General features: G+C 73.5%; 24 protein-coding genes and 1 pseudogene. 9 read left to right on the top strand and 16 right to left on the bottom strand.

Annotation, left to right across the window (positions count from 1 at the left end; translation table 11 throughout):
• Positions 1-3: 3 nt before the first annotated feature.
• From ACIQ9G_RS22555 to ACIQ9G_RS22525, 7 genes and pseudogenes are all read right to left on the bottom strand, one after another.
• Positions 4-1218 (bottom strand): cytochrome P450, encoded by a 1215-nt coding sequence (locus ACIQ9G_RS22555; RefSeq protein ID WP_403612320.1) that lies wholly within the window; start codon positions 1216-1218, stop codon positions 4-6.
• Positions 1215-2282: pseudogene (locus ACIQ9G_RS22550) on the bottom strand (type III polyketide synthase); the annotation flags it as partial. The gene ACIQ9G_RS22555 and the pseudogene ACIQ9G_RS22550, both read right to left, overlap by 4 nt.
• A 398-nt stretch (positions 2283-2680) precedes the next feature.
• A complete protein-coding gene (locus tag ACIQ9G_RS22545) occupies positions 2681-2917 on the bottom strand; it encodes a DUF6213 family protein (protein ID WP_392193357.1) in 237 nt (78 codons plus the stop codon).
• Positions 2918-2942: 25 nt separating this feature from the next.
• Positions 2943-4328: an NADP-dependent succinic semialdehyde dehydrogenase gene (locus ACIQ9G_RS22540; RefSeq protein WP_403612316.1), complete on the bottom strand. Its 1386-nt coding sequence runs from the start codon at positions 4326-4328 to the stop codon at positions 2943-2945.
• A gap of 76 nt (positions 4329-4404) precedes the next feature.
• Complete coding sequence (locus ACIQ9G_RS22535) at positions 4405-4896, bottom strand: NUDIX domain-containing protein (RefSeq protein ID WP_403612313.1); 492 nt, start codon at positions 4894-4896, stop codon at positions 4405-4407.
• A gap of 388 nt (positions 4897-5284) precedes the next feature.
• The gene (locus ACIQ9G_RS22530; protein WP_403612311.1) at positions 5285-6823 is read right to left on the bottom strand and encodes an ATP-dependent DNA ligase; all 1539 of its coding nucleotides are present in this window, start codon (positions 6821-6823) and stop codon (positions 5285-5287) included.
• 29 nt (positions 6824-6852) lie between these two features.
• Positions 6853-7827: an NAD(P)/FAD-dependent oxidoreductase gene (locus ACIQ9G_RS22525; RefSeq protein ID WP_403612647.1), complete on the bottom strand. Its 975-nt coding sequence runs from the start codon at positions 7825-7827 to the stop codon at positions 6853-6855.
• A gap of 111 nt (positions 7828-7938) precedes the next feature.
• On the opposite strand from ACIQ9G_RS22525, the gene ACIQ9G_RS22520 reads away from it, so the two are divergent.
• The 6 genes from ACIQ9G_RS22520 (at position 7939) to ACIQ9G_RS22495 (ending at position 12461) form a co-directional block, all read left to right on the top strand.
• On the top strand, positions 7939-8511 hold the full coding sequence (locus ACIQ9G_RS22520; protein ID WP_403612309.1) for a helix-turn-helix domain-containing protein: 573 nt from the start codon (positions 7939-7941) through the stop codon (positions 8509-8511).
• A gap of 163 nt (positions 8512-8674) precedes the next feature.
• A complete protein-coding gene (locus ACIQ9G_RS22515) occupies positions 8675-9652 on the top strand; it encodes an NADPH:quinone oxidoreductase family protein (RefSeq protein ID WP_403612306.1) in 978 nt (325 codons plus the stop codon).
• Complete coding sequence (locus ACIQ9G_RS22510; protein WP_403612303.1) at positions 9649-10842, top strand: acyl-CoA dehydrogenase family protein; 1194 nt, start codon at positions 9649-9651, stop codon at positions 10840-10842. The genes ACIQ9G_RS22515 and ACIQ9G_RS22510 overlap by 4 nt, the downstream gene beginning before the upstream one ends.
• Positions 10839-11930 (top strand): acyl-CoA dehydrogenase family protein, encoded by a 1092-nt coding sequence (locus ACIQ9G_RS22505; protein ID WP_403612300.1) that lies wholly within the window; start codon positions 10839-10841, stop codon positions 11928-11930. The genes ACIQ9G_RS22510 and ACIQ9G_RS22505 overlap by 4 nt, the downstream gene beginning before the upstream one ends.
• A gap of 43 nt (positions 11931-11973) precedes the next feature.
• Positions 11974-12165, top strand: a complete 192-nt coding sequence (locus tag ACIQ9G_RS22500; RefSeq protein WP_403612671.1) for a hypothetical protein — start codon at positions 11974-11976, stop codon at positions 12163-12165.
• Positions 12166-12266: 101 nt separating this feature from the next.
• Positions 12267-12461 (top strand): hypothetical protein, encoded by a 195-nt coding sequence (locus tag ACIQ9G_RS22495; protein WP_403612297.1) that lies wholly within the window; start codon positions 12267-12269, stop codon positions 12459-12461.
• A gap of 3 nt (positions 12462-12464) precedes the next feature.
• Here the strand turns inward: ACIQ9G_RS22495 and ACIQ9G_RS22490 are convergent, their stop codons facing one another.
• From ACIQ9G_RS22490 to ACIQ9G_RS22480, 3 genes are all read right to left on the bottom strand, one after another.
• A complete protein-coding gene (locus ACIQ9G_RS22490) occupies positions 12465-13697 on the bottom strand; it encodes a phosphodiester glycosidase family protein (protein ID WP_403612295.1) in 1233 nt (410 codons plus the stop codon).
• Positions 13698-13772: 75 nt separating this feature from the next.
• On the bottom strand, positions 13773-14132 hold the full coding sequence (locus ACIQ9G_RS22485) for a DUF779 domain-containing protein (protein WP_403612293.1): 360 nt from the start codon (positions 14130-14132) through the stop codon (positions 13773-13775).
• 190 nt (positions 14133-14322) lie between these two features.
• The gene (locus ACIQ9G_RS22480; protein ID WP_403612290.1) at positions 14323-16407 is read right to left on the bottom strand and encodes a SpoIIE family protein phosphatase; all 2085 of its coding nucleotides are present in this window, start codon (positions 16405-16407) and stop codon (positions 14323-14325) included.
• 235 nt (positions 16408-16642) lie between these two features.
• Between ACIQ9G_RS22480 and ACIQ9G_RS22475 the strand changes: the two genes are divergently transcribed.
• Together ACIQ9G_RS22475 and ACIQ9G_RS22470 are read left to right on the top strand one after the other, a co-directional pair.
• Positions 16643-16849 (top strand): hypothetical protein, encoded by a 207-nt coding sequence (locus ACIQ9G_RS22475; RefSeq protein WP_356180288.1) that lies wholly within the window; start codon positions 16643-16645, stop codon positions 16847-16849.
• 124 nt (positions 16850-16973) lie between these two features.
• Complete coding sequence (locus tag ACIQ9G_RS22470) at positions 16974-17462, top strand: SHOCT domain-containing protein (protein ID WP_403612287.1); 489 nt, start codon at positions 16974-16976, stop codon at positions 17460-17462.
• A gap of 240 nt (positions 17463-17702) precedes the next feature.
• Here the strand turns inward: ACIQ9G_RS22470 and ACIQ9G_RS22465 are convergent, their stop codons facing one another.
• The 5 genes from ACIQ9G_RS22465 to ACIQ9G_RS22445 all read right to left on the bottom strand — a co-directional run bounded on the left by ACIQ9G_RS22465 (position 17703) and on the right by ACIQ9G_RS22445 (position 21956).
• Positions 17703-18197, bottom strand: a complete 495-nt coding sequence (locus tag ACIQ9G_RS22465) for an RDD family protein (RefSeq protein WP_403612284.1) — start codon at positions 18195-18197, stop codon at positions 17703-17705.
• Entirely contained in the window at positions 18194-19441 is a 1248-nt protein-coding gene (locus ACIQ9G_RS22460; RefSeq protein WP_403612282.1) for a hypothetical protein, read from the bottom strand. Before ACIQ9G_RS22460 ends, ACIQ9G_RS22465 begins: the two co-directional genes overlap by 4 nt.
• Positions 19442-19871: 430 nt before the next feature.
• A complete protein-coding gene (locus ACIQ9G_RS22455) occupies positions 19872-20468 on the bottom strand; it encodes a TetR/AcrR family transcriptional regulator (protein ID WP_403612280.1) in 597 nt (198 codons plus the stop codon).
• Between the two features lie 138 nt (positions 20469-20606).
• Positions 20607-21134 carry an NAD(P)H-dependent oxidoreductase gene (locus ACIQ9G_RS22450; RefSeq protein WP_403612277.1) on the bottom strand — a complete coding sequence of 176 codons (528 nt, stop codon included), beginning with the start codon at positions 21132-21134 and terminating at the stop codon, positions 20607-20609.
• Between the two features lie 123 nt (positions 21135-21257).
• Positions 21258-21956: an NADPH-dependent F420 reductase gene (locus ACIQ9G_RS22445; RefSeq protein WP_403612274.1), complete on the bottom strand. Its 699-nt coding sequence runs from the start codon at positions 21954-21956 to the stop codon at positions 21258-21260.
• 103 nt (positions 21957-22059) lie between these two features.
• On the opposite strand from ACIQ9G_RS22445, the gene ACIQ9G_RS22440 reads away from it, so the two are divergent.
• The gene (locus ACIQ9G_RS22440; RefSeq protein WP_403612271.1) at positions 22060-22716 is read left to right on the top strand and encodes a TetR/AcrR family transcriptional regulator C-terminal ligand-binding domain-containing protein; all 657 of its coding nucleotides are present in this window, start codon (positions 22060-22062) and stop codon (positions 22714-22716) included.
• A 100-nt stretch (positions 22717-22816) separates the two neighbouring features.
• On the opposite strand, the gene ACIQ9G_RS22435 is transcribed toward ACIQ9G_RS22440, so the two are convergent.
• Positions 22817-25849: a carbohydrate binding domain-containing protein gene (locus tag ACIQ9G_RS22435; RefSeq protein ID WP_403612268.1), complete on the bottom strand. Its 3033-nt coding sequence runs from the start codon at positions 25847-25849 to the stop codon at positions 22817-22819.
• Positions 25850-25901 lie beyond the last annotated feature (52 nt).

The following is a 25901-nucleotide window of genomic DNA, read 5'->3' as shown; positions in this document are numbered from 1 at the left end:
GCCTCACCACGTCACGGGCAGAGCCTCGGGTCCGCGGATCAACGCGCCCTTCTTGAAGGGCACCTCGTCCGGCGGCACCGCGAGCTTCAGCCCCGGTACCCGGTCGAGCAGCGCGTCGACCAGCAACTGCGACTCCAGCCGGGCCAGTTGGTTGCCGGGGCAGTAGTGCGGGCCGAACCCGAACGACACATGAGGATTCGGGCCGCGCGCGAAGTCGATCGTCCCGGGGTCCGGGAAGACGTCCGGGTCGCGGTTCGCGGCCAGGTACGACACGTACACCGCGTCGCCCGCCCGGATCCGCACACCCTTGATCTCCACGTCCTCCAGGGCGATCCGGGACAGCCCGACCGCGTTGCGGTGCGGGATGTACCGCAGCAGCTCGTCGATGGCCTGCGGGCGGATCTCCGGCTCGGCGCGCAGCCGTTCGGCCAGCTCCGGCCGGGTCAGCAGGAGGTAGAACATCTGGCCGCTGTTGTTGGTGACCGCCTCGCCGCCTATCTGCAGCAGCACCGCCAGTCCGACGGCCTCCGCGAGCGTGATCTCCTCGCGGCCCACGGCGGCGCCGAGCAGGGAGGCGACGTCCTCGTCCGCGCTGTCCTTGCGCGAGCCGATGAGATCGGTGAAGTAGGCGCCCATCTCCTCCTTGGCCTTCTCGCTGACGGCGGCGCCGTGCGCGGAGGACAGGATCAGCTGGGTCCAGGTGTGCATGGCGTGCCGGTCGCCGGCCGGGACCCCCATCAGCGCGCAGATCACCGCGATGGGGAAGGGGCCGAGCACCGCCTCGGTGAGGTCGGCGGGCGGCCCGTCCTGGAGGAGCTCGTCGACCAGCTCCTCGAGCACGCGCCGGGCGTCGTCCCGCACCCGCTCCACGCCCCGCGCAGTGAAGGCGGGGGCGACCGAGCGGCGCAGCCGGGTGTGGTCCGGCGGGTCCAGGAAGCCGACCGCGCCGCGCGAGGGGATGAAGTGCGGGGCGAGCCGGGTGACCTGACGGTCCATGACCGCCTCGCGGCCGAAGCGGGGGTCGTTGGTGACCGCCCGCACGTCGTCCATGCGGGTCACCAGCCACGCCCAGCCCTCGCCGTTGGGCAGTTTGATGCGGGTGACCGGGCCCTCCTCCATCAACTCGGTGAGGACCGGGTCGAAGTCGACCCCGGTCAGGTCGACCGCCGGCCAGTGCCGGACGGGCGGCAGGGTCTCGGTGAGCGTCTCCTCCGTCATCGGGCGTCCCCGTCCTGCCAGCTGCCCAGGGTCATCTCCGCGGTGATGCCGGGGCCGAAGCCGGCCATCAGCCCGCGCGCCCGGTCCTCGGGGCCGCCCTCGTCGAACAGCCGGCGCAGCGCGTCCAGTACGACGGCGCTGGCGATGTTGCCGTACTCGGTGAGCGTGGCCCGGCTGAAGCGGAACGCGTGCGGATCGACCTTCAGGAACTTGCTGAGGTCGTCCAGGATGCGGGGGCCGCCCGCGTGGATGACGTAGAAGTCCAGGTCGGAGGCGTCCCACTCGTGCAGTCCGGCCAGGTCCTGGAGGGCCGGGGCGAGCGGCTCCATCGTGGTGGGCACCCGCTTGTCCAGCAGGAAGTGGAAGCCGGTCGCCCGGACGTCGTACGCGATCCAGTCCTCGGTCTTGGGGATCAGGTACGAGCCGTTGCGCTCCAGCCGGACGCCGGTACCGCCGGTGCCGCGGACGGCGGCGGCCGCGATGCCGTCGCCGAACAGCCCGTTGGAGAGCATGGAGCCGACACCGAGGTCGGTGGGCTGGTAGCACAGCGAGCAGAACTCGCAGGCCACGATGAGCGCGTTGGCGTCCGGGTACGCCGTGCAGAAGTCGTGGGCCCGGTTGATCGCCGCTCCGCCGGCCGCACAGCCCAGCTGGGCTATGGGCAGCTGCCGCGTGGTGCTGTCGAAGTCCATCTCGTTGATCAGCCACGCCGTGAGCGAGGGCATCATGAAGCCCGTGCACGAGACGTAGACGATGACATCGATGTCGGTGGTGAGGAGCTCGGCGTCGTCGAGCGCGCGCTGGATCACCGCCGGCACGCGCGCCTTGGCCTCCTGCTCGTAGAGCTTGTTGCGTTCCTCGAAGCCCGGGTGCTTGAGGGTCTCCTCGATGGGCTGCACGATGTGCCGGGTACGCACACCGGTGTTCTCGATCAGCCGGAGGGCCAGGGGGAGTTGCGGGTGGTCCGCGTGGCGGGAGCGTGCCAGCTCCAGCGTCTCCTCCATCGTGATCACGTGCTCTGGAACGGACACCGCGGGTCTGCACAAAGTCGCCATGAGCCGTGCCTGCTTTCGCCTTCCGGAAGGCCGGTAGCCCCCCGGTCAGAGGGTGTGCACCCAGAAGGGTGGTCCACCCACGATCACCCGGGAGAGCGACGATCTCGCGTCGGACTACTCCGAATCGGGGACACCGGGTGAGACCCGGGAGGTGCCGCGCTGTCGGCCGAACGGGGGACGCGACGGGTCTCTCACCGGCGGGCGCGGCGGACCGCCGGCGCCGCACATGCCGCCCTGAAGCCGCAGGTCGGAGGGCTCTTTCGGTGATCGCCGGACGTCCGCCGGACCGGGCCGCCCGCGCCGCGCCCGCGCGCGAGCGGAGAGCGGAGCGGAAAAGCCGTTTCGCCGCCGCCCGGGGATGCCGGGCTGCGTCCGGCGGAACGCCCGGACGGCGGCACGGGACGGCCCTACCCGTTCGTCCCGCTGCTGTGCGCGATGCAGGCCACGTCGATCCGGTCGGCGAGCTTCGCCAGTTCGATGGTCAGCGCGGCCACCGTGTCCTCGTCGAGACCCTCCTGGCCGGCCTCCACCAGCCGCAGCCACCGCCCGCCCACCGTGCGCAGCAGCTTGCTCACATCGGCCGCGGTCACCTGCAAGGTACCGCGGTCGTCGACGATCAGAGGGAGAGTCACTTCGCGGTTCACAATGGCGATCGTAGCCGCGGAGGACTCACGCCCCCTGCCATACGGTGGTGATGTTGCAGAACTCGCGGATTCCGTGCCCGGACAGCTCACGCCCGTAGCCGGACCGCTTGATCCCGCCGAAGGGGAAGGCCGGGTGCGAGGCCGTCATCCCGTTGACGAAGACACCGCCCGCCTCCAGGTCCCGCACGAACCGGTCCACCTCGTTCTCGTCCCGCGTCCAGACGTTCGAACTCAGGCCGAACGGCGAGTCGTTGGCGATCAGCACCGCCTCGTCGAGATCGGCCGCCCGGTACAGCGTGGCGACCGGTCCGAAGGCCTCCTCGCGGTGGATGCGCATCTCCCGGGTGATGCCGGCCAGGACGGTCGGCGGGTAGAACCAGCCGGGCCGGTCCGGCCGCTCACCGCCGCACAGCACGGTCGCGCCGCTGCGCCGGGCGTCGTCCACCAGCTCCTCCAGATCGGCCCGCCCCTGCTCGCTGGCGAGCGGCCCGACCTCCGTGTCCTCCTGCATCGGATCGCCCATCCTCAGCGCCTCCATGCCCCTCACGAAGCGTTCGGCGAAGGCGTCGTAGACGTCCGTGTGCACGATGAAGCGCTTGGCGGCGATGCACGACTGCCCGTTGTTCTGCACCCGCGCGGTCACCGCGACCTCGGCGGCCCGGTCCAGGTCGGCGGAGGGCATCACGACGAACGGGTCGCTGCCGCCCAGCTCCAGCACCGTCTTCTTGATCATCTCCCCGGCGGTGGACGCGACCGCCCGTCCCGCCGGCTCGCTGCCGGTGAGGGTGGCCGCCTCCACCCGCTCGTCGCGCAGGATGTCGTCGACCGCGGCGGATCCGATGAGCAGGGTCTGGAAACAGCCCTCGGGGAACCCCGCCCGGTGGAACAGGTCCTCCAGGTACAGGGCGGTCTGCGGCACGTTGGAGGCGTGCTTGAGCAGCCCGACGTTCCCGGCCATCAGCGCGGGGGCCGCGAACCGGACGACCTGCCACAGCGGGAAGTTCCAGGGCATCACCGCCAGCACGGGGCCGAGCGGCCGGTAGCGCACGCGAACCCGGGAGGCGCCGGTGTCCGTCACGTCCTGCTCCGCGGGCTCCTCGTCGGCGAGCAGCCCCTCGGCGTGCTCGGCGTACCAGCGCATCGCCTTGGCGCACTTCGCGGCCTCCGCGCGGGCCTGCTTGACCGGCTTGCCCATCTCGGTGGTCATGACCCGGCCGATCTCGCCCTGGTCCTCGTCCAGGAGGTCGGCGGCCTTGTTCAGCAGGCGGGCGCGCTCGGCGAACGTCGTCGTCCGGTACGTGCGGTACGTGGCCTCGGCGAGCTGGAGCCGGCGCTCGAGTTCCTCCTCGCCCATGGCCTCGTACGTCTTGAGCGTCTCGCCGTTCGCCGGGTTCACCGTCGCGATGGGCATGGCTGACCTCCCTGGGAGCGGGCTGTGGTACGACCTTCGCGCGCCGCGGTGGGGACCGCAACGCGTACACCTCTCGTCAGGGCGAGTGCTCCGCCAGCCGGTCGAGAAACGCCGCCTGGGCCGTGACGATCACCTCGCGGGCCCGGTCCAGGCCGAACCACTCCACCCGGTCCAGCTCCGGGAACTCGGCCGTCCGCCCGGACCTCGGCGGCCACTCCATCCGGAACGTGCCGGGCGTGATCGACGCGGGGTCCAGGTCGGCCTCCACCGCCCAGACGGTGACGAGCTTGCCGCCGCTCTGCCGGACCTCGCCGAGCGGTACGGCCTCGCCGTCGGGCGGCGGCAGGCCCAGCTCCTCCTCGAACTCGCGGCGCGCGGCCTCCCACGCGGGCTCCTCGGGGGCGTACTCGCCCTTCGGCACGGTCCAGGCCCCCGCGTCGTGCCGGGCGAAGAACGGGCCGCCCATGTGGCCGAGCAGCACCTCCAGGCCGCCCTCGCCCCGCCGGAACAGCAGCAGGCCCGCACTCCGCCGCTGCCGCCTCTCGCCCACCTGGTGCTTCTCGCTCACGGGCGCCCCTCCGCCGGCCGGAGGCGCGTCCCGCGAGGCGCGGGAGACGCCTCCGTCCCACCGGGCGCGCTCCGCCCGCGACCCGCCTCGTGCACGCGGCGGGCACCCGGCCTGCGGCCCGCCTCGGCTACGCGGCCTGCCTCGGGCACGCGGCGGGCGCCCGGTCCGCGGCCTGCCTCGCGCACGTGACCCGCCTCGGGCACGTGACCCGCCTCGGGCACGTGACCCGCCTCGGGCACGCGGCCTGCCTCGGGCACGCGGCGGGCGCCCGGCCTGCGGCCCGCCTCGGGTACGCGACCCGCGTCGGGCACGCGGTCCGTCTCGGGCCGGCGGCGCGCGACCCGCCCGCGGCCTGCTTCCGGCACCCGGCCCCCCGCGGCACGCCCCCTCATGGCCGCACCCCGGGGTGCGCGGCCAGCACGGTGTCCACCGTGTCCGCCTGCTCGGCAGGCTTGTCCTCGCGGTAGCGCACCACCCGGGCGAAGCGCAGGGTGACTCCGGCCGGGTAGCGCGTGGAGCGCTGCAGACCGTCGTAGGCGATCTCGACGACCAGCTCGGGCCGTACGGTCACCCCCCAGCCGTGCTCGTCCACCGTCAGCTCCCGCAGCCGCTCGGTCTGCCAGGCCAGCATCGCGTCGGTCATGCCCTTGAAGGTCTTGCCGAGCATGGCGAAGCCGCCGTCGGCGGCGCGGGCGCCAAGGTGCAGGTTGGACAGTTTCCCGGTGCGGCGGCCGTGGCCCCACTCGGCGGCCAGGACCACGAGGTCGAGGGTGTGCACGGGCTTGACCTTCAGCCAGGACGCTCCCCGGCGGCCCGCGCTGTAGGGGGCGTCCAGCGCTTTTACGACCACGCCCTCGTGGCCGCGCTCCAGCGTGGCGGCGAGGAACCGCTCGGCCTCGGCGACGTCGTCCGGCCCGGACACCAGGGTGCGCCGCACCCGCAGCGGCTCGGGGACCAGCCGGGCCAGCTCGGCGTGCCGCTCGTCGAACGGCAGGTCGAGCAGGTCGCGGTCGCCGACCGACAGCGCGTCGAAGAAGACGGGGGAGAGCGGGACCGCCGCGGCGGCCGTGGCCACGTCCACGCGGGAGCCGACCCGTCCGGCGGTCTCCTGGAAGGAGCGCGGGCGCCCGTCCGGGCCGAAGGCGATGACCTCGCCGTCCAGGACGAACCGCTCGCCGCCGAGCTTCAGCGCGGCCGTGGTCAGTTCGGGCAGCCGGTCGGTGATGTCGTCCAGCGTCCGGGTGTGGATCCGTACGGCGTCCCCGTCCCGGTGGACCTGCACGCGGATGCCGTCCAGCTTCTCCTCCACCGCGCACGCGCCGAGCCTGCCGACCGCCTCGGCCACCGAGGACGCGCTGTGCGCCAGCATCGGCAGCACCGGGCGGCCCACGGTGAGCCGGAACCGGTCCAGGGACCCGGGGCCGTCCGCCAGCAGGGCCTGGGCCACCGTCTGCAGCGACCCGGCCAGCATCACCGCCCGCCGCACGTCCGCCGGGGGTGCGCCGGTCGCCTGCGCCAGGCCCTCGACGGCGAGGGCGTCCAGGGCGCCCTGCCGGACCTCGCCGGTGAGCAGTCCGCGCAGGAACCGCTGCTCGTCCTCGGTGGCCGCGCCCATCAACTCACCGACGATCCGCGACCGTTCGGTCTGCGAGCCGGCGCCGGACACCTTGCCCAGCTCGGTGAGCCGAGCGTCCACCTCGCGCACCGTCAGCGAGGGCTCCGCGGCCGCGGCCACCGGACGGCCGAGCACCTTCCAGCCGACCCCCAGGCGTCCCTGCGGCAGCCGTCCCGCCAGATACGGGATGACGACGGGCACGTCGTCCGCCTCGGCGTCCCGGAACAGCTCCGCGAGCAGGGCGGTCTTCCGGGACCGCGCCGAGGTGGCGGCGACCTCCCGGGACACCTGGGCCAATCGGATCAGCAACATGCAGTCAGGGTGCACCGGCGGGCAGTGGTCTACACCCGGGCGGCGGTGCCCGGTCCGGCGCTCCCGGCGGCCACGGTCGCGTCGAGGTCGGCGAAGAGCAGCTCGCCGTTGATCGCCGCGCCGGCGCGGTAGCCGCGGCTCGCCGCGTTCACGACCTGCTCGGCGAAGCCGCTCGCGTTTCCCGCCGCCCACAGACCGGGCACGGTCGTCAGGCCCCGCTCGTCGACGACGGGGTACGCGCCGAACGGTGTCTCGCGCAGCTCGGCGCCCAGCCGCGCGAGGAGCCCGGTGCGCGGCACGGCACGCGGCGCCACGAACAGCACCTCGCGGCCGTGCACCGCCCCGTCCGCGAGCCGGACCCCGGTGAGCCGGCCGCCGTCGGTGACCACCTCCGCCACCGCGCCCGGCACCACGGCGACCCCGGCCGCCGCGAGTCTGCGCAGGTCGTCGCCGCTCAGCTCCTCGGGGGCGATCTCGTGCAGGAAGAGGGTCACGTCCTTGGACCACTGGGTCACCATCAGCGCCTGGTGCACGCTCATCGGGGTGGTGGCCAGCACGCCGAAGGCCCGGTCGCGCACCTCCCAGCCGTGGCAGTACGGGCAGTGCAGCACGTCGCGGCCGTAGCGCTCGGCGAGACCGGGCACCGGCGGCAGCTCGTCCTTCAGGCCCGTCGCGACGACCAGGTGCCGGGCCCGCACGGCGCGCCCGCTCGCCAGCGCCACCGTGAAGTCCCCGTCCCGCCGGACGTCCACCGCCCGGTCCCGGACCAGTTCCACGCCGTACCGCGCGATCTCCTCCCGTCCCACGGCGAGGAACTCGGCGGGCGGCATGCCGTCCCGCGACAGATAGCCCTGCATGTGCGCGGCGGGCGCGTTGCGCGGCTCGCCGGCGTCGACGACCAGGGTGCGGCGCCGGGCCCGGCCCAGGACCAGCGCGGCGGACAGCCCGGCCGCCCCGCCCCCGATGACGACGACGTCGTGGCGTCCGGTGGGATCGGTCGTGATCCGGTCCGTGTGTGGGGACGTGTTCTCGGTCAAGGTGACCACCTCCACGCCCGACGGTCGCCCGCGCGCCCCCACATTGACAAACCCGTTTGCCGAACCTGCAATACGGTCATGAGCACCGACGACGTTCTCGCGGGCGTGGGCCCGAGGCTGCGGCGCATGCGGAAGGAGCGGGAGGTGACCCTCGCGGCGCTGTCCGAGGCGACCGGCATCTCCGTCAGCACCCTCTCGCGGCTGGAGTCCGGCCTGCGCAAGCCCAGCCTGGAACTGCTGCTGCCGATCGCACGGGCCCACCAGGTGCCCCTGGACGAACTGGTCGGCGCCCCGCCGGTCGGTGATCCGCGCGTCCGGTCGAAGCCGATCGTGCGGTTCGGTCGCACCCACTGGCCGCTGACCCGGCAGCCCGGCGGGCTCCAGGCGTTCAAGGTGCTGGAGCCGCGGCGGCGGCAGGAGCCGGACCCGCGCACCCATGAGGGGTACGAGTGGCTCTACGTGCTGTCCGGGCGGCTGCGGCTGGTGCTCGGGGAGCACGACGTGGTGCTGGCGGCGGGAGAGGCCGCCGAGTTCGACACCCGCGTGCCGCACTGGTTCGGGTCGACGGGGGAGGGGCCGGTGGAGTTCCTGAGCCTGTTCGGTCCGCAGGGCGAGCGGATGCACGTACGGGCGCGGCCGTCACGCTCGTGACGCGCACCGGCTCGTCCGCGGCGGTGTTTCCCGACGGCCCCATTGCGCGTGGTCCCCGGCGGTGTTTCCCGATGGCTTCCCTGATGGTGTTCCCTCATGGGCAAGCGACCGCTTAGTATGCGGTCGACCCCGGTCAGACGAAGCAGTCCCGTGGAGGCACCGCATGCAGGCATGGCAAGTGCACGAGAACGGCGAGCCGAGCGAGGTGATGCGGCTGGAGGACGTGGAGCGGCCCACGCCGGGCGACGGCCAGGTCCTGCTGAAGGTGCGCGCCGCCAACGTCAACTTCCCGGACGCCCTGCTGTGCCGAGGCCAGTACCAGGTCCGGCCGCCGCTGCCCTTCACCCCGGGCGTGGAGATCTGCGGGGAGACCGAGGACGGCCGCCGGGTCATCGCCAATCCGGCGCTGCCGCACGGCGGTTTCGCCGAGTACGCCGTCGCCGACGCCGGGGCCGTGCTGCCCGCGCCGGACGCGCTGGACGACGCCGAGGCCGCCGCCCTGCACATCGGCTACCAGACCGGCTGGTTCGGCCTGCACCGCCGGGCGCACCTCCAGGCCGGTGAGACGCTGCTCGTCCACGCCGCCGCCGGAGGGGTCGGCAGCGCGGCGGTGCAGCTGGGCAAGGCGGCCGGGGCCACGGTCGTCGGCGTCGTGGGCGGGGCCGGCAAGGCCGCCGTCGCCCGCGAGCTGGGCTGCGACGTCGTGATCGACCGGCACGCCGAGGACGTCGTCACCGCCGTGAAGGAGGCCACCGGCGGCCGGGGCGCCGACGTCGTCTACGACCCGGTCGGCGGCGCGGCCTACGCCCAGTCCGCCAAAGCCGTCGCCTTCGAGGGCCGGATCGTCGTGGTCGGCTTCGCCAGCGGGACCATCCCCAGCCCGGCGCTCAACCACGCCCTGGTGAAGAACTACGCGATCCTCGGCCTGCACTGGGGCCTGTACAACACCAAGAACCCCAAGCTGGTCCAGCACTGCCACGAACAGCTCACCGGACTGGCCGCCCAGGGCGCGATCAAGCCGCTGGTCAGCGAGCGGGTCCCGCTGAGCGCGGCCGCGAGCGCCGTCCAGCGCGTCGCCGACGGCACGACCACGGGCCGGATCGCCGTCCTGCCCGCGCCGGAGAACGGAGCCACCGCATGACGGACCGCCTCGTCGACGCGGCCGAGCTGCGCCGCCGCACCAGCGAACTGCTCGCCGCGCACCCGCCGGCGACCACCGACCGCACCGACTTCCTCAGGGCCCGCTTCGACGCCGGACTCGCCTGGGTGCACTACCCCGAGGGCCTCGGCGGCCTCGGCGCCCCGCGTTCCCTGCAGGCCGTCGTGGACGCCGAACTGGAGGCCGCCGGAGCCCCCGACAACGACCCGCGGCGGATCGGCATCGGCCTCGGCATGGCCGCGCCGACCATCCTGCGCTACGGCACCGAGGAGCAGAAGCGGCGCTTCCTCAGGCCCCTGTGGGTGGGGGAGGAGGTCTGGTGCCAGCTGTTCAGCGAGCCCGGCGCCGGATCCGACCTGGCCGCGCTCGGCACCCGCGCCGTCCGAGAGGGCGACACCTGGGTGGTCGACGGGCAGAAGGTGTGGACGTCCAGCGCGCACCTCGCCCGCTGGGCCATCCTCATCGCCCGCACCGAGCCGGACGTGCCGAAGCACGCCGGCATCACCTACTTCGTCTGCGACATGACCGACCCCGGCGTCGAGGTGCGCCCGCTGCGCCAGATCACCGGTGAGGCCGAGTTCAACGAGGTCTTCCTGACCGGCGTCCGCATCCCGGACGCGCACCGCCTCGGCGAGGTCGGCGACGGCTGGCGGGTCGCGCAGACCACGCTGATGAACGAGCGCGTGTCCATCGGCGGGATGCGGCTGCCCCGCGAGGGCGGCATGATCGGCCCGGTCGCGAAGACCTGGCGCGAGCGCCCCGAGCTGCGCACCCACGACCTGCACCAGCGGCTGCTGGGCCTGTGGGTCGAGGCCGAGGTCGCCCGCCTCACCGGCGAGCGGCTGCGCCAGCAGCTCGTCGCGGGCCAGCCCGGCCCGGAGGGCTCCGGCATGAAGCTCGCCTTCGCCCGGCTCAACCAGGAGATCAGCGGCCTGGAGGTCGAACTCCTCGGCGAGGAGGGCCTGCTGTACGAGGACTGGACGATGCGGCGCCCGGAGCTGGTGGACTTCACCGGACGCGACGCCGGCTACCGCTACCTGCGCGCCAAGGGCAACAGCATCGAGGGCGGGACCAGTGAGGTCCTGCTGAACATCGTCGCCGAGCGCGTCCTGGGCCTGCCCGCCGAGCCGCGCACCGACAAGGACGTCGCATGGAAGGACCTCGCCCGATGAGCACACAGCCCGACCTGCTGTACTCGGAGGAGGAAGAGGCGCTGCGCGCCGCCGTCCGGGACCTGCTCACCGACCACTGCGACGCGGCGGGCGTCATCGCGCGCACCGAGTCGGACGCCCCGCACGACCGCGGGCTGTGGAAGTCGCTCGCCGACGCCATGGGACTGGCCGGTCTGCTGGTGCCGGAGGCGCGGGGCGGACAGGGGGCCACCCACCGCGAAGCGGCCGTGGTGCTGGAGGAGCTGGGCCGGTCCGTCGCGCCCGTGCCGTACCTCACCAGCGCCGTCGTCGCCACCGAGGCCCTGCTGGCGTGCCCCGGCGACGCGGCCGACGAACTGCTGGCCCGGCTGGCGTCGGGGCGGACGATCGGCGCCCTGGCCGTCGGGCTGCATCTCGCTCCGGAGCGTGCCCCCGAGGCCGTACGGCACGAAGACGGCGCGCTGTACGGCGAGTTGACCGGCATCGCGGACGCCGCGGTCGCGGACGTGCTGCTGGTCCCCGCGGACGACGGCGGACTGTACGCCGTGGAGGCCGGCGCCGTGACCGTCACCCCGCAGGTCTCCCTGGACCTGACCCGCCCGGTGGCGGGCGTCGTCCTCGACGGCGCGCCCGGCCGCCGGCTCGGCGAGGCGGGGCCCGCCGTACGACGCGCCCTGCGCGCCGGTGCGGGACTGCTGGCCTCCGAGCAACTGGGCCTGGCCGAATGGGCGTTGACCGAGACCGTGCGCTACCTCAAGGAGCGCAGGCAGTTCAACCGGCCGGTCGGCGGCTTCCAGGCGATCAAGCACCGGCTCGCCCAGTTGTGGCTGGAAGTGGTCCATCTGCGCGCCGCCGCCCGTGCCGCCGCCGACGCCCTCGCGAGCGGCAGCGACACCGACGTGGCGGTCGCCGTCGCCCAGGCCTACGCGGCGCCCGTCGCCGTCCACGCCGCGGAGGAGGCGCTGCAACTGCACGGCGGCATCGGCATGACCTGGGAGCACCCCGTCCACCTGTACCTGAAGCGGGCCAAGGCGGACTCGATCGCGTACGGCACGGCGGGCGCCCACCGCGAGGCGCTGGCCCGGCTGGTCGACCTCCAGGCTCCCTGACGCACACCCGGCACAGCCCGCCCGGCCCCGGGCGGGCTGCTCCATGCCCCGATCCCCGCGCCCTCGCCTCCGCCTCCGCGTCGGGCAGCGGGTGCGGTTCCGGGCCACCCCCGACACTGCGGGGCCCGCCCGCGACGCGCTGTGGGGTGAACTGCTCGCGGCCGGCGTCGCCCTTCTCAACACGGACGACCTGGCCGGCCTGGAGGCATTCCTCGACGCCCACGAGCGACCGTAGAACCACACGTTCGGCGGACACGTCAGCCGCCCGGACGAACCCTCCGCTACGCCACACTTGCGGCCGAAAGCCGCGAACGGGCGTGGCGGAGGAGGTTGACGGTGGCCATTTCCATCTCTGTGGTGCTGTTGCTGCTGGTCCTTGCGGTGATCTTCGTACGCAACGGCGCGCTGAAGTGCTCGCACGCCATCGTCTGCTGCATGCTCGGCTTCTTCCTGGCCGGCACCAGCATGGCGCCCACCATCCAGGAAGGGCTGGAGGCCACGGCGCAGATCGTCGGCAGCCTGCACCCCTGACCGTCAGGACGCGAACACGCCGATCCCGTTCGCGACCGCCCTTTCGGCACCGCCGCTCGGGTGGTTGCGCACGCTCACCACGCTCCCGCCGCGCTCCCGGGCGACCAGGGTGCTGGACCCGCCGCCGTCGACGTTGAAGCCCTCCGTGGCGCCCAGGGACCGCAGCGTGGCGGCGAGTTCGGCGACGGTGAGACCGGTGCGGTACCCGGGAGAGCCGTCCAGGGCAAGGAGCAGCAGCCGGTGACCGCCGCCCGCGATGCCCACCCCGCTGCGCACGGCGGACGCCGAGTCGTCGAGCCCGGGCAGCGGCACGCCGCCGCGCAGCACCGGGAAGCCGCCGACCGCGAAGGCGTACGCCGTCCCGGACGCCGCCGCCAACTGGTGCCGCACCTGGACCGCTTCACCCCTGAACAGCTTGCGCAACTGCTGCGCGCCCGCCTCCCGGCCCACCAGCACGGTGGTGCCGGCCGCGATGGCGCCGCTGCCGGGCCTGTCGGCGGTGGCGACGACCCGGCCGCCCCGGACCGTCACCTCGTAGGTGTCGGTGCTGCACGGCGCGCTGCGGCTGGTGTCCGTGCCGCAGGTCGCCCGCAGCCGCGAGACGCTGCCCCAGTCCGCGGTGTACGCCCCGACCGAACCCACCGGCAGCGCGTACTGGTTGAGGCCGCGGAGCGGCAACTGCCCCTCGGGCGTGCTCACCGAACCGGCGAGACTCAGCCGGTCCAGGCGGGCGGTGCGGTCCGTGCCCACCCCGAGCACGTCCTCGGTCGACGTGCCGGGCGGCAGCGCGGGCCCGAAGCGCTGCCCGCGCGGCACGGCGGCCTTCAGCGCGCGTCCGGCCGCGATCTCCGGACCGACCGCCGAGCCGGTCGCCGCCACACCCGGGTGCTGGGTCTCGCTGATGTGGAAGAAGTCGCCGTTGACGCCGGCCACCGCGCCCTGCGCGTCGGCGAGCCGGGAGACGGTGCCCCGCGCCGCCACGGCAGCGGGGTGCAGCAGGTCGACCCGGACGTGCCTGTTGTTCAGGTCCACGCTGATCAGATGCGCGTGTACCACTCCGCCCGCCGAGCCGAGGTCGAACTCGCGGTACCCCACCCCCGGCGCGATCTCCTCGGCCCGCTGCGCACCACTGGCCGGTGCCGCCCCCACGAGGGCCGCACCGGCCAGTGCGCCGCATGCCAGGAGGGCCGCCAACGCCGTTCTCAGCCGTCCGTCGCGGCGTGCCGCACTGCTCACAGTGCCCCCTGATGTCTCGTCAACCTGAGCAGGACTCAGGGGAAGTGCACCAGAGGGGGATGGCCGGTGCGGTGTTCAGGCGTCGACGACGCGCGAACGGATGAGGAAACGCACTCCTTCGGGTGCTTCCAGCGAGAAGCCGCTGCCGCGACCGGGCACCACGTCGACGATCAGCCGGGTGTGGCTCCACACCTCGTACTGGCTGCGTGACATCCAGAACGTCACCGGCCGCGCCACGCCCTCGACGTCCAGTTCCGCGAGCAGCACGTCCGAGCCGCCGGTGCGGAACTCGCCCTCCGGGTAGCACATGGGGGCGCTGCCGTCGCAGCAGCCGCCGGACTGATGGAACATCAGGGGCCCGTGCGCCTCGCTGAGCCGCCGCACCAGCGCGGCCGCCGCGGGGGTGAGCGTCACGCGCGGGGTCTGCTCGTCCATCGTCGCCGTCCTTCGCCGCACCGGTGGGAACCGGGTCCAGGCAACCGGACGGAAGGTTGCGAAGAGGTTGCACGGCACGCGAACGGTGCGACGGCCGCGAGCATCTCCGCGCGGACGGCGCCGGTGCGCCGGGCGGTCAGGGTCCCGGTGGAACGGGGCCCGGCGCCCGTGGCCCGGTGGCCGGCCGCCGTCAGTCCTGCGGCGGCGGCAGCGCCTGTTCGGTCCAGACGGTCTTGCCGCCGGTGGTGTACCGGGTGCCCCACGCCTGGGCCAGCTGGGCGGCGATGAACAGGCCGCGCCCGCCCTCGTCGACCGTCCGGGCATGGCGCAGATGCGGCGCCGCCGTCCCCGTGTCCCGCACCTCGCAGGTCAGGTTGCGGTCGTGGATCAGGCGCAGCTCGATGGGCGGCGCCCCGTAGCGCACCGCGTTGGTGACGAGTTCGCTGACGATGACCTGCGCGTTGAACGCCGTCTCGTCGTCCACCTGCCAGGCGGCGAGCTGCTTGCGGGTGCGGCTCCTGGCGGTCGCCACCGCGGCCGCTTCGGACTCCAGCCGCCAGGAGGCGAACTCCTCGGCGGCGAAGCACCGGGTGCGCGCGACGATCACCGCGGCGTCGCCCGCGCCCAGGCTGTCCGGGAGCTCGTACACCAAGGCGTCGCAGAGCTCCTGCAGCGGCCGGTCGCCGTAGTCCGGTGCCGCCCGCAAGGGCTGCGAGAAGTCCGCGAGGTACGTCGTGAGCAGCGGATCGCTGGTGAACACCAGCACGCTGCCGTCCGGCACCTGGAACGTGACGGCCGCGAAGGGCGCGTCCTCGGCGGTGCCCAGGCGCGGCCCGGACGGGGTGTCGGGGACGGCGACGATCCGGTCGGGGCGGACCACCAGGGGTGCCAGGTGCCCGGCCGCCGCCATCACGCACGTGCCGGTGAGCGGGTCGTGGACGGCGTACACGCAGTCGGCGCTGAGCGCCTCGCGGCGCAGCGGGTCCCCGAGGGGCAGGTTGGCCCGTTCCGCCGCCAGCTCGGCGGCCGTGTCGTGCAGGCGGGCGAGGAGCTCGTCGGGAGCGAGGTCGAAGGCCGCGAGCGACCGTACGACCGTCCGCAGCTGGCCCATGGCCGCGGCCGTGTTCAGGCCCTGTCCCGACACGTTGCCGACGACCAGCGCGGTCCGCGCGCTGGACAGCGCGATCGTGTCGTACCAGGCCCCGGGGTCGGCACCGGTGACCGACAGATAGGCGGTCTCCAGCGACGCGTGGGTCTCGGGGAGCCTGGGCAGCAACTGACGCTGCACGGTGGCGGCGATGGCGTGCTCGCGGACGAAGCGGCGCGCGTTGTCGATGCACAGGGTCGTGTGGGCGGCCAGCTCGACCGCGAGCTGCCGGTCGCCCTCGTCGAACGGCGGCGACTGCCCCACGCGGTACAGGCTGACCAGGCCCAGCGCCGCGTCCCGCAGCGCCATCGGCACCACCAGGAGCGTGTGCGCCTCCGAGGAGCGCATCGCCTCCGCCCGGGGCACGTCCACGGGCATCCACGGCTCGGCCGGGCACAGCGGGACCACCCGGGGGCGCAGGTCGGTCAGGGCCTGGGTGAAGGGCGTGGGGGAGGGCAGGCGGCGCACGTCGCCCACCGGATGCGCCTGCGGCGGATGCGGGTTGCTGCTCCGGAAGGCGGTGCGCATCAGCGGCGTGCCCGGCGGCAGCGGGGCCAGCGGCGGGTCGTCACCGCGGATCACGGCGTCCACCACCTCCACCACGGCGATGTCCGCGAACGCGGGCACCACGGCGCCGACGAGCTCCTCACCGGTCACCACCGGGTCCAGCGTCCGCCCCACGCGCCGGCGCACCGCGTCGAGGACCCGGACGCGGGCACGTCCCCGCTCCCGTTCGGTGACGTCGATCGCGGTGACCGCCAGCCCCAGCACCTCGCCCCGCGGACTGTCCAGCCGCAGCGCGGTCACCTCGAAGTGGTGATCCTGCCACGGGTCCCCGCGCAGGAACGCCCGGACGATGCGCTCCCGCAGGGGAACACCCGTGTCCAGCACCTCGCGCAGCAGGACCTCCATCTCACCGGCCTCGACGATGTCGTACACGTCCTCGATCGGCCGCCCGACCAGATCGGCCACGGGTATGCCGCGCATGGCGGGCGTGGTGGTGTTCACCCGCACCACCCGCAGCTCGGTGTCCAGCAGGTGGAGGCCGATCGGTGAGCTGGTGAACAGCGCCTCCAGCATCGCGGCCCTCGTCTCGTCCCGCTGCCGACCGGGGTCGGTGTGCGCCACTGGAACCACCTCCGGGCTCTGTCGGGCGCCTGTCCCGGCACACCGCTGCCCCCGCGCGCCGGGGCGCGCGCTTCCAGCCTGCTCCGCGGCCGGGTCGGCCGCACCCCGGATCACCTGTGCCGGGTGAGGCCCCGTGGCGGTCCGGGGGCGGACCATCTGCGGAGAAGGTCGCGGGAGACGGTCGTGAGGAAGGGTGCCGTCCGTCCGGCACCCGGGCACGTGCGGAGAGCAGCTCATGCGCTACGAGATCCGCGTCGCCGGGCACATCTCGGAGACGCTGGCCGAAGCCTTTCCCGAGCTGGAGCATGTGGTGATGAGCGGCCAGACCGTCCTCTTCGGCGCCGTGGTGGACGACGCCCACCTCTACGGGCTGCTGGCGCGGTGCCGGTCGCTGGGGCTGCGGCTGCTGGAGATGCGCCGGCTGCCGGAATGGACGGCCTGACCCCTGCCGGCCGCGCGCCGGGCACGCTCACCCGTCCCGGGTGAGGCGCCCCTTCCCTGCCGTGCGCACGCTGAAGTCGGCACCGGGCCGCAGCCGGGCCGGGCCCCGGAACGGGAGGAGAGACATGAACGCGCAGACGTACCTGGCGTACGACTATCCGCTGTTGAGCGCCTTCTGGACCATGCTGTGGTTCTTCCTGTGGATCATGTGGTTCATCGTGCTCTTCCGGGTCATCGGCGACATCTTCCGCGACGACTCCCTGAGCGGCTGGGGCAAGACCGGCTGGCTGGTCTTCGTGATCGTGCTGCCGTTCCTCGGCGTCCTCGTCTATCTGATCGCCCGCGGCAAGGACATGGGCCGCCGCGAGGTCGCCCAGGCCCGCGCGCAGCAGCAGGCCTTCGACACCTACGTCCGTGAGACCGCTGCCGGCGGCCGGAGCAGCAGCGTCGACGACCTCGCCCGGCTCTCCGAGATGCGCGCCCGCGGCGACATCACCGACGCGGAGTTCGCCCGGGCCAAGGACGTGATCCTCTCCGGCGCAGCCCCGGCGGGCCACGCCTCCTCCACCACCTCCACGCCCGGCGCCTCCGTCCCCTCCGAGCCCGACCGCTGACCCCGCACGCGGCGCGATCCCGACGACGACGTGGCCGCGACGACACGGCCGAGACGACGTGGCCGGCCGGCCGGGATGTGCGGCCGGTCGGCCGGCGCACGTGCGCGGGCGTCCGGCCGGGGGCGAGCCTATGCTCCGGCGCTCACGCGGGAGCGAGCCGACGCTCCGTCGCTCACCCGGGGGGCGAGCCGATGATGCCCCGTCGCTCACCCGGGTGGCGGGCCGATGATGCTCCGTCGCTCACTCGTGCCGGCCGTGCGCCGACGTCCGGGAGTGGCCGTACCAGTCGTGCACGACCGCGCTGCCCACGAGAAGGTCCTGCACCGAGGCCCCGCGCCTGCTGGCCGGGATCCACAGCACCCCCCAGGGGATGACGAGCCACAGGACGGCGCGCGCCACGGCGGCACCCGGTGAGAGCCGCGCCCCCGAGCGGTTCGTCACCCGCAGGCCCATCACCTGGTCCCCGGCGGTGCGCCCGGCGGTCACCCAACTGCCCGCGAGGTAGGCGACCGCGGCGACGCAGCCGGCCCCGAGCGTGATCCAGGGGCCGGGGTCGGGCATCGAGAACGGCGGCCCGAGCAGCAGATAGCGCACCGAGGCGAAGGCGAGTTCGACCACCACGACGGCCCCGAGCAGGACCAGCCCGTCGACGACGGCCGCCACACCACGCGAGACGATCCCGGCCGGCAGCCCCTGCACGTCCACCGGCTCATGCGCGCGGACCACCGGGCTCACGGCCACCCTCCCGGCCCGGACGGCCGTTCTCCGGGTCCCTCGGAGGGACCCGCGGAGGGTCCCGCGGACGGCTCCGGGGACGGCCCGGACGGCCCGGGCGGCCCCGGGAGCGATCCCCGGGACGGTCCCTGGGAAGCCTCGTCGACCGGAGGTTCGGCCCTCGCCGTCTCGGCGCGGCCCAGCAGACGGTCGGTGAGCCGCTGGACGAACCGGTCGGCGCGCGCGTTCTGCTCGCGGAACCCGTCGAGCGTCTCCGCGGTGATGCTGCCGCCGGTGTCCCGGACGATCCGTCCCACATCCAGTTCCTGGAGCACCCGCTCGGTGTAGGTCACCAGGTCGACGCGCGCCAGCACGGCGTCGAGATCGACCCGCGCCAGCAGGGCGTCCAGGTCCACGCGGGCGAGGAGCGCGTCGAGATCGACGCGCGAGGCCACGGCGTCGAGGTCCACGCGCGCCAGCACCGCGTCGAGATCGATCCGCTCGGCGAGACGGTCCACGTCCAGCCGGTCGGTCACGGCGTCCGGGTCGACGCGGTCGACGAGGGAGCCGACGTCGACACGGTTCAGGAGGCCGTCGACGTCCACACGGTCGACCACGGAGTCGACGTCGACGCGGCCGAGCAGGGCGTCGAGGTCGACGCGCTCGACCACGGCGTCGATGTCGACCCGGTCCAGGAGGGCGTCCAGGTTCACGCGGTCGAGGACGGCGTCGATGTCGATGCGCTCCAGCAGGGCGTTCAGATCGATCCGCGCGGCGACGCGGTCCACGTCCAGCCGGTCGGCGACGGCGTCGAGGTCGATCTGGTCGACCACGGCCGCCGTGAGCGCCCGGACGAGCGCCCGCGCCGACGGCATCACGTCGTCCCGCGCCCGCGCCCGCTCCACCGCCCCGCGTGTGCCCCACTCCGCGATCCGCCGGTCGACCGCGCCGCGCACTCCCGCCGGCACCAGCCGCCGGGTGGCGGCCCCCGCCCAGTGCCCGGCCCGGCCGGCGGTCTCCACGACGACGGACAGGGACCGGCGTTGCAGCTCCAGCGCGAGTGCCAGCACGGCGTCAGCCAGCGGGGCCGTCGCGGCCGGTGCGCGCGACCGTGGGGGGCGTGCGGCGGCGACGGCTTCCGAGGCCAGGTCGGCCGCCCCTACGACCAGCCGCGTCACGCCCGTGAGCAGCGGCCGCCGGAGACCGTACTCACCCGATCCGCCCGGTGCCACCCGGCGGGGCGACTCGTCCGCGGTGCTGCTCACACCGCCATCACAGCACCCGGCGCCGAGAACGACCTCACCCTGCGGGGGTGACCACGGCCGGGCCCCGGGCAGCCGGGCGTCCGGCCGACAGGGGGCCGGACCCGCGCGAGCCGGGCTGCCGTGAGCCGGGCTGCCGTGAGCCGGGCTGCCGTGAGCCGGGCTGCCGTGAGTCGGGCAGCGGTGAGCCAGCGCAGGCATACGGTATGCTCGATCTTGAGCTGGTCGCCGGAACTCCCGGCTCTCGGCCGCGCGTTGGTGGTCCAAGGAAAGACGTCCCGCTTCCTGCGGGGAAATGCAGGTGCAAGGCCTGCCCGGCGCTCCACCCCGTGAACCCCGTTCCGCTTCGTGCGGGACGGGGTTCACGCATTTCTGACCGAGCGACCGGGCAGTCGGGCGGCCCGCCACCCCCGGCCCGCCCGCCCGGACGTGGTCAGCCGCCGGATGCGTGCAGTCCTGCGAGGATCAGGTCCACGGTCTGCTCGGCCCATTCCCGGCGTCCGCCGCGACCGGCCATGTAGTCGGCGTAGAACGGGCCGAGCAGCGCGGAGACGGCCGCTTCCAGATCGGCGTCCTCCCGGATCTCCCCCCGGGCCCGCGCCTGTTCGAGCACCTGGCGCAACAGGGCCCGACGGGGCAGGACGGTCCGCTCGCGGAGCAGGGCGAGCAGCTCCGGGGTGTGGGCCTCCTCGGCCAGGCAGGTTCCGATCAGCGCCATGCCGCGCACCCGCTCCACCGTCCCCGCGAAGTCGCGCAGGATCGCCACCAGGTCCGTTCGCGTGTCCCCGGTGGCCGGCGGGGCCTCCGTCATCCGCATGGCCTCCAGCGCCGCGGTGACCAGGTCCGCCTTGGTCTTCCAGCGCAGATGGATGGTGGACTTGCTGACCTGCGCCGCCGCGGCGACCTGGCTCAGGCTCATGCGGGTGTACCCGTGGGACGCCAGCAGTTCCAGGGCCGCACGCAGGATCGCCGCGTCCTTCTCCGCCGACCGGGGGCGCCCGGCGCCCTTGGCGGTGTTCGTGTCGTGCATCGCTTCAGAATAGGGCGTTACCGCACCGAGCGGTTCGGTCCGGGTTCCACGGCGGCGTTCGAGGACCGGCCCACGACCACCGGACGCCCGGCCCCATGACGTTCCCGGCGCCGGAACGGACCGCTCACGACGGACCGCTCACGGAGCGAGGAGTTCGCGGTAGCGCTTGGCGTGCAGGGCGAGGTCCTCGTCGGAGACGGTGTGGGCGCCGAACAGCACCAGCGGCTCGGCCGGACGCATGCCGGTGAGGTGTGCGGTGGCGTCGATCGGCGCGAGCAGTTCGGTGAGGGTGAAGCGGTTGTGGCCGCCGGCGCCGTAGGACTCGGCGGGGCCGCCGGCGGAGGTGACCAGCCGCAGGGTCTTGCCGTGCAGCGCGGTGCCGCCGCTGCCGTAGGCGAAGCCGTGGGTGAGCACCTGGTCGATCCAGGACTTGAGCACGCCCGGCACGGAGTACCAGTGCCAGGGGAACTGCCAGACGATCACGTCGTGGTCGCGCAGCAGTCGCTGCTCGTGCGCGATGTCGATGCGGCCGTCGGGGTAGGCGGCGGCGATGTCGTGCACGGTGACGTGGTCGAGGTCGCGTATCGCGTCGGCGAGGCGGGCGGTGACGCGGGACGCGGCCAGGTCGGGGTGGGCGACGACGACCAGCGTGCGCGGGGAGGGCATGGTGGGACGGTTCCTTCGGTCGGTGGGATCGGAGAGCGGGGGCGGCGAGCCCGTCGCCGCGCGCGAGCGGGCGCGGGCTCGTGTTCCGCGAACGTCGCGAACTCCGCGAACTCCGCGAACGGCTCAGGCGCCGGGGCGGGCGCCCGCGATGTGGAAGTTGAAGTCGGCGTGGCCCACGGCCCCCCACAGGCGCAGCCAGATCGGCAGCAGCATCTCGGTGCCGCGCGCGGTGGTGATGTCGCCGAGGTCGATGACGTCCTGCCGCGGCCAGCCGAACGAGTCCAGCAGGTCGGTGACGGCCTTCTTGGCGCCGGTGTCGTCGCCCGAGACGAAGACGTTGTGCCGGCCGGCCACCCGGGACGGGTCCACCATGACCTGGGCGTTCATGGTGTTGAGGGTCTTGACGACCTTGGTCTCGGGGAAGGCGCGCTGGATCTGCTCGCCGAGGCTGTCGGTGTTGACCGGGCTCAGCGACGGCGGCATCCCCTGGGAGAAGTCCAGCGGGTTGGCGATGTCGACGAGGATCTTGCCGGACAGGTGGTCACGGCCGGTGGCCTCGAGGGCCTGGAGCGAGGCGGCACCGGCGGTGGTGTTCACCACCACCTCGCCGAAGGCGCCGGCGTCCGCGAAGGACAGCAGGCGCACCTCGCCGTGCTCGGCCAGCCAGTGGGCGAACGGCGGGTTGCCGTAGGCGTCGGGCTCGGTGCGGGCCAGGGTGGCCTCCGGGTCGCGGGTGCCGATGGCGACCTCGTGGCCCAGGGAGGCGAGCTTGCCGGCGATGGCCTGGCCGACGGAGCCGGTGCCGAGGACTGCGTAGCGCATGGGGTGGTCCTTTCCGGGTGTTGGTGCCGACAGGTGTTCCGTGTTCGGCACGCCCTAAAACTAAACCGAGCGGTTCGGTATTGCAAGCGGGTAGGGTGGGGCCATGCGGAAGACGAAGACGGGGGACTGCCCGGGTGCGGCGGGCCGGCCGCGATGCCCGGACAAGCAGGCCGCGATCCTGGCGGCCGCGCTCACCCTGCTCACCGATGAGGGCTTCTCCCGGATGACCCTCGACCGGGTCGCCCGGGCCGCCGGGGTGAGCAAGGCGACCATCCACCTGCGCTGGAAGGCGAAGGCCGACCTGGCCGCGGCCGCGCTGGCCGCCGCCCCGCTCCTCTGCTCCGTCCCGGCCCCGCCGCACCAGCAGGGCACCCCGCCCCCGGCCGGAGACCCGCGGGCCGAACTCGCCACCCTCCTCGACGACTTCATCGACACGCTCTCCCGGCGCCGAGGCGCGGCGCTGATGGGCACCTGCCTGGCCGAGGAGGCCCACACCCCGCGCCTGCTGCACGCCCTGCGAGAGCAGGCGGTCCTTCCCCGCCTGGCGGCCCTCCGCGCGGTCCTGGACGAGGGCCGGGCCGCCGGCCGCGTGCCCGCGGACGCCGATCCGGAGGCGCTGGCCTCGGCCCTGCTCGGCGCGTGCTACGCCGACCACCTGGCGGGCCGCGCGGCCACTCCCGGCGGCGGCCGACGCATCGTGGACACCGTGCTCGGGCCGGGGCCGGGGTCGTTGCCGCGGCCGGGATCCGGCCGAACGTGACGGCGAGGCCCGGTGGTTGTCTCGACACGGATGACACGGATGACGTGCGGGAGACGACCACCGGCCCCTTGGGCCCTCGCTCGCGCGACCTCGGGTACGGCTACTTCAGGTAGGGCCCGTCGGTGCCGATCTTGCCCGGGGCGGCGTTCACCCCGCCCTGGTCGAGGACGTAGACGCGGAGGTTTCCCTTGCCGGAGGCGGGGACGTCGAGGGTGCCGTCGGTCACGGTGACGCTGCGGCCGGTGACGGCCTCCTTGTACGTTCCGTCGAGGATGCCGGTGAAGGTGGCGCCGTTGCCGACCGAGACCAGGGCGTAGCTGTCGACGCCGGTGGCGGTGTCGGTGTAGCGGCGTTTGAAGGCCATGTCCCCGCTGACGCCCTCGGTGGAGTACTGGCCCATCTGCAGGGCGGGGATGGCACGGCGGATCTGGTTGAGCCGCTGGACGTGCTTGACCAGCGGCTGCTGCAGGGTGGTGGCCACGGCGCCGGACGCGCCGGCGACCTGGGAGAAGTCGCTCGCCGTGACCTCGCCCGCGACCTTGTCGCCGTAGTACGCGCGGCCGGTGGTGGCGAGGGGGCAGGTGGGTCCGCAGTCGATCTGCTTGCCGGCCTGGAACTCGGTCTCCGATCCGTAGTAGAGGGTGGGGACGCCCCGGAAGGTCCACATCAGGGACATGTTCTCGGCCCAGGCGTCGGTGCCTCCGGCGAAGCGCGTGCTCGACTTGTTGGGGCCGTAGTCGTGGCTGTCGACGTAGACGACGTTGTACGTGGCGTCGTTGGTGGCGTCGTCGGAGTCCTTGCCGTTGCCGAAGGCGTTGGACGCGGAGGTGAAGTTGTTGTGCATCCGCATGTCGATGATGTTCATGCCGCTGAACCGGCTGTGGTCCGGCGTGTGGTAGCTGTTGCCGTCGAGGAAGGCGTTGTCCGACGTGGGCTGGCCGGCCGGGCCGAGGTTCTCCTCGTAGGTGTACTGGTCGAGGGCGGCCTGGACGTCGTCGGGGGTGTACTCCTTGCGCTCCTTCCACGTGTAGAACTGGGCGGAGTGGTTGACCGAGCCGTGGTTCCACTTGTCGTTGACGAAGGCCGCGACCTCGCCGAAGACGAAGAAGTCCTTCGCCTTGTCCGGGCCGAACCTACGGGTGGCTTCGTCCTGGATCGCGGGCAGGAAGCGGCGGTTCCAGGTGATGCGCGGGACGTGTACGGCGGTGTCGACGCGGAAGCCGTCCACGCCCATGTCGATGTACTTGTCGTAGGCGCCGATCAGATACTGCTGGACGGTCGCGTTCTCGGTGTTGAAGTCGGCCAGGTCCTCGTGGATCCAGCACGACCGGGAGTCCTCGCCCTCCCAGTTGCCGAGCCAGCACTGGTGGTACAGCGCGGCGGGGAAGAGCTTGTTCGTGGGTGACGGCCACTGGCAGTTGTACAGGGTGTAGCCCTCGGCGCTGTACTGGCCCGTGGGCTTGCCCCAGTTGAGGCAGGTGTTGCCGCTGGGCTCGGCGGTGGACCACAGGTCGCCGTTGTAGTACGACTTGCCCGACACGGGCTCCACGGTGAGGCCGTCGTAGGCGAAGTCCGCGTTCGGCTGGTCGTAGTACCAGGACCACTGGGAGTCGCGCACGCCGTAGACCTTCGGGACGAACAGGCCCTTGGCGCCCCACCGGGAGGAGTGGTTGTAGACCACGTCCTGGTAGATCTTCATCCCCTTGGCGTGGGCGGCGTCGATCAGGTCCTGGTAGGAGGCACCGGCCGACTCCAGGCGGGGGTCGACGCGGTAGAAGTCCCAGCCGTGGTAGCCGTGGTAGTCGTAGTCCGAGCGGTTGAGGACGACGGGGGTGATCCAGACGGCGGAGAAGCCGAGGGCCTTGATGTAGTCGAGCTTCTCGATCAGGCCCTTGAAGTCGCCGCGGAACATGGGATCGCCGTTGGCCGCGTTGCCGGACTTCACGTGCTGGCTGCCGCCGCGGTCGTTGGAGGTGTCGCCGTCGTAGAAGCGTGCCGTCAGCACGAAGTAGATCGGGTCCCTGCGCGGGTCGCCGCCGAGCGGGGCGCCGGAGGCCGCGGGCGGCGGGGCGTCCCCGGTGGTGGCGCACTCGGAGGTGCTCGCGGGGGAGAGGTTGCCGGCCGCGTCCAGTGCGCTCACGGTCCAGCAGTAGGCGGTGTGCGCCTCCAGGCCGCTCTCGGACCGGACGGTGGAGGAGGTGGTGGACACAGAGGTGCCGTGGCTGCCGCCGGTGCGGGTGAGCCGGTAGCCGGTGACGCCCACGTCGTCGGTGGCGGCGTTCCAGGTCAGCACCACGGAGGTGCCGGTGGCGCTCGCGCTCAGGCCGGTGGGCGTGGTGGGCGCGGTGGTGTCGGGTTCGGCGGCGGCGCAGGGGTCGGTCGCGTCGGCCGTGACCGTGTGGTTGTCGACCCTCGAATTTCCCTGCCGGAGCTGGTAGTTGGCGCCGTTGTTGTTGTCCCAGACGCCGTTGCCGTTGTTGAAGGTGGCCTGCCAGGTGGTGGCGGTGCCGAGGTCGACGGTCTTCTTCACCCAGCCGGTGCACGCCGGTTCCATGCCGACTCCGGGGACGGTGGTCCAACTGCCGCCCGCGGGCGCCCAGTGCAGATTGACGGTGGCCCAGCCGACGGCGGCCGTCGAGTACCAGACCGTCGCCGCGTTCCCGGCCGGGGGCGGCGTCGAGCCGCACGGGTCGCTGTGGGCCACGATTCCGTCTTTGACGGTGATCGCCCCGGTGCCGAGCTGGTAGTTGGCGCCGTTGTTGTTGTCCCAGACGCCGTTGCCGTTGTTGAAGGTGGCCTGCCAGGTGGTGGCGGTGCCGAGGTCGACGGTCAGCTTGACCCAGTCGGTGCAGGCGGAGGCCATCCGGGTGCCGGGGACGGCGGTCCAGCCGCCGCCGGAGGGCGCCCAGTGCAGGTAGTACGCCGACCAGGCCCGGGTCGGCGTGTAGTAGTACACCGTGGCGGAGTTCGCGGCGCTCGCGCCGTTCACCGCGGCGGGGTGCGCGGCGGCGCTCGGTGACGCGTGGGCCTGGGCGCCGGGCAGGAGGGCCATGAGCAGGCCGCACAGGGCGGCGACGAGGACCGGCAGCGGCCGGGAGCGGGGACATCTGCCGGACGGGTGGGCGAGGTCCATGGTGGGGGGCTCCTCGTGTGCGGGTGCCGCGGTGGGATCGCGGCCGTGGCGG

Source organism: Streptomyces sp. NPDC096152 (assembly GCF_044763235.1).
In the GTDB taxonomy this organism is placed as follows: domain Bacteria; phylum Actinomycetota; class Actinomycetes; order Streptomycetales; family Streptomycetaceae; genus Streptomyces.
This window is presented reverse-complemented; position numbering and strand designations above follow the sequence as displayed.

Excerpts from the sequence above, each read along its gene's own strand:
- ACIQ9G_RS22455 (WP_403612280.1), bottom strand. The coding sequence starts at position 20,468 with ATGCACGACACGAACACCGCCAAGGGCGCCGGGCGCCCCCGGTCGGCG.
- ACIQ9G_RS22530 (WP_403612311.1), bottom strand. The coding sequence starts at position 6,823 with ATGTTGCTGATCCGATTGGCCCAGGTGTCCCGGGAGGTCGCCGCCACC.
- ACIQ9G_RS22510 (WP_403612303.1), top strand. The coding sequence starts at position 9,649 with ATGACGGACCGCCTCGTCGACGCGGCCGAGCTGCGCCGCCGCACCAGC.
- ACIQ9G_RS22445 (WP_403612274.1), bottom strand. The coding sequence starts at position 21,956 with ATGCGCTACGCAGTCCTCGGCACCGGCTCCGTCGGCCAGGCCATCGCC.
- ACIQ9G_RS22555 (WP_403612320.1), bottom strand. The coding sequence starts at position 1,218 with ATGACGGAGGAGACGCTCACCGAGACCCTGCCGCCCGTCCGGCACTGG.
- ACIQ9G_RS22540 (WP_403612316.1), bottom strand. The coding sequence starts at position 4,328 with ATGCCCATCGCGACGGTGAACCCGGCGAACGGCGAGACGCTCAAGACG.
- ACIQ9G_RS22440 (WP_403612271.1), top strand. The coding sequence starts at position 22,060 with ATGCGGAAGACGAAGACGGGGGACTGCCCGGGTGCGGCGGGCCGGCCG.
- ACIQ9G_RS22505 (WP_403612300.1), top strand. The coding sequence starts at position 10,839 with ATGAGCACACAGCCCGACCTGCTGTACTCGGAGGAGGAAGAGGCGCTG.
- ACIQ9G_RS22515 (WP_403612306.1), top strand. The coding sequence starts at position 8,675 with ATGCAGGCATGGCAAGTGCACGAGAACGGCGAGCCGAGCGAGGTGATG.
- ACIQ9G_RS22500 (WP_403612671.1), top strand. The coding sequence starts at position 11,974 with ATGCCCCGATCCCCGCGCCCTCGCCTCCGCCTCCGCGTCGGGCAGCGG.
- ACIQ9G_RS22485 (WP_403612293.1), bottom strand. The coding sequence starts at position 14,132 with ATGGACGAGCAGACCCCGCGCGTGACGCTCACCCCCGCGGCGGCCGCG.
- ACIQ9G_RS22475 (WP_356180288.1), top strand. The coding sequence starts at position 16,643 with ATGCGCTACGAGATCCGCGTCGCCGGGCACATCTCGGAGACGCTGGCC.
- ACIQ9G_RS22470 (WP_403612287.1), top strand. The coding sequence starts at position 16,974 with ATGAACGCGCAGACGTACCTGGCGTACGACTATCCGCTGTTGAGCGCC.
- ACIQ9G_RS22520 (WP_403612309.1), top strand. The coding sequence starts at position 7,939 with ATGAGCACCGACGACGTTCTCGCGGGCGTGGGCCCGAGGCTGCGGCGC.
- ACIQ9G_RS22450 (WP_403612277.1), bottom strand. The coding sequence starts at position 21,134 with ATGCCCTCCCCGCGCACGCTGGTCGTCGTCGCCCACCCCGACCTGGCC.
- ACIQ9G_RS22435 (WP_403612268.1), bottom strand. The coding sequence starts at position 25,849 with ATGGACCTCGCCCACCCGTCCGGCAGATGTCCCCGCTCCCGGCCGCTG.